General features: G+C 58.8%; 3 protein-coding genes. All 3 read left to right on the top strand.

Annotated features, from left to right (window positions below):
* A partial coding sequence (locus tag WBM93_RS05535; RefSeq protein ID WP_424429271.1) for an acyl-CoA dehydrogenase family protein occupies positions 1 to 450 on the top strand: 450 nt, incomplete at its 5' end.
* A 15-nt stretch (positions 451 to 465) separates the two neighbouring features.
* Positions 466 to 1590, top strand: a complete 1125-nt coding sequence (locus WBM93_RS05530; RefSeq protein WP_424429269.1) for an acyl-CoA dehydrogenase family protein — start codon at positions 466 to 468, stop codon at positions 1588 to 1590.
* A gap of 128 nt (positions 1591 to 1718) precedes the next feature.
* Positions 1719 to 2239 (top strand): enoyl-CoA hydratase-related protein (locus WBM93_RS05525; RefSeq protein WP_424429265.1); only part of this gene is annotated, 521 nt, incomplete at its 3' end.

The following is a 2239-nucleotide window of genomic DNA, read 5'->3' as shown; positions in this document are numbered from 1 at the left end:
AAGGTCAAACCGGTTGGCGGCTATTTCGTCAAGGAACTCGATGTGATGGAGATTGTCGAGCTGGCGAAAAATTCGGTCCGCAACGGCAAGCCCCTGCTCGATGATCCGGTGATGCGCGACAAGATGACCCAGTTCATGATCGATATTCAGGCGCTCAATCTGAACAACACCCGCCGCCGGATGCCGCAGCTGATGCAGGACAGGCCCATGGGGCTGCCGCTGATGAACAAGCTGGCGCGCACCGAACTGATCCGCGAATTGACCGAATTCTCGCTCGCTTTTCAGGGCACTAAGGCGGGCTATTATGTAGGCGACGAAAATGCGGTCGACGACGGCTATTGGCACCGCAGCTATTTGAACAGTTTTTCGGCGACCATCGGTGGGGGAACTTCGGAAATTCAGCGTAATATTGTCGCAGAGCATGCGCTCGGCCTCCCCAAAACTCGCTGATCAGAAAGCAATATCATGGATAATCTAGGCACAATCGGAACCACCGAAGAGCAGATCGAACTGATGGACGTCGCGACCAATTTCTGTCGCGACAAAAGCCCCGTCGACAAGGTGCGGGCGCTGATCGACGACGATCTCGGCTATGATGCAGGCGTCTGGCGCGAAATTGGCGATCTCGGCTGGCTGGCAATCGCGATTCCCGAAGTGCATGGCGGGGTTGGTCTGTCGATGGCCGAAGTGGTCCCGATTGCCGAGCAGATGGGCCGCAATCTGATGAGCAATCCATTCGGCTCGACGACATTGACGGCACAGGCCCTGCTCGCCGGGGGCAGCGAAGCGCAGCAGGCACAATGGTTGCCGAAAATCGCAGAGGGCGCTGCGGCGACGCTCGCTTTGCGGGAAGCCAATGGTGACTGGGACCTGTCGAATATCGATGCCACTGGCGTCGAGAGCGGTGGCACGGTTACACTGGCGGGCAAGAAGCAACTGGTCCTCTGGGCGGATAGCGCAGAACTGATCATTGTCTCGATCAAGATTGACGGCGCGGTGCGCTTTGCCGTGATCGAACGATCGGCGCTCGGCGCCAATGCGCTGCGCCGTGAAACGGTTATCGACGAAACCGCGCGCAGCTATGAAGTGACTTTGGACGGCGTGACCCTATCAACCGATGCCCTGTTCGATACTGGCCGGACCCGCGAGACGCTGGAGAAGATCGAACTTGCTGCGGGCCTGATCAACGCAGCGGAAATGACCGGCGGCGCGCAGTCGGTGATCGACTATACGCTGGAATATCTGAAGACCCGCAAGCAGTTCGGCAAGATCATCGGCAGCTATCAGGCTCTGAAACACCCGACGGTGAACAATTATGTCGAATATGAAAAGGCGCGCACGCATCTCTATAGCGCGGCGCACAGCTGGGGCGAGCAGGGGCGCGGCGAGGTTGCGGTGCGGATGGCGGCGGCCCAGTCCCATGCAAGCTATTCGACATCGGCGGACCGGGCGATCCAGTTTCATGGCGGCTTCGGCTTCACCCATGATTGCGATGCGCAGCTGCACCGGCGCAAGGCGATATTGGCTGGCGCGCTTGTCGGGGACGCCGCCTATCAAAGGTCGAAACTGGCCGGATTGTTGTTTGACTAGGGGTTAAGTGAACCGTGCTCCTGAAGAGGCAGGAGCCCATCTCCCGCCATTGCATCGCGAGGCAATTTCAGGAGATGGACCCCGGCCTTCGCCGGGACACAAATTCAGGAAAAAAAAGGAGGAATAATATGTCAGAAGTACTCACGGAAATCCGCGACGGTTTCATCATCGTCACGATCAACCGGCCCGAGGCCAAAAATGCGATGACCAAGGCAGCGGCGGAAGGCATTCGCGCGGCGATGGAGCAGCTCGACAATGACAACAGCCTCAACGCCGGGATCATCACCGGCGCTGGCGGGACATTCTGTTCGGGCATGGATCTCAAGGGCTTTCTGCGCGGCGAAACCCCGTCGGTCAAAGGCTATGGCTTTGGCGGGATCACCGAAAAAGGACCGGAAAAGCCGCTGATCGCAGCGGTCGAAGGCTATGCGCTGGCGGGCGGTCTTGAACTGGCTCTGGCCTGCGACCTGTGCGTCGCCAACGTCAACGCAAAATTCGGCATTCCCGAAGTCAAGCGCAGCCTGGTTGCAGCCGCTGGCGGAGTCATCAAACTTCAGCAGCTGGTCGGCAAGCGTATTGCCATGGAATGGGCGCTGACCGGTGACTTCTTCACCGCCCAGCGCGCTTATGAAGTTGGTTTCGTCAATCG

It is taken from the genome of Parasphingorhabdus sp., assembly GCF_049667325.1.
GTDB lineage: Bacteria > Pseudomonadota > Alphaproteobacteria > Sphingomonadales > Sphingomonadaceae > Parasphingorhabdus.
The sequence above is the reverse complement of the archived record's forward strand: the minus strand, read 5'-3'. Positions and strand labels throughout refer to the sequence as shown.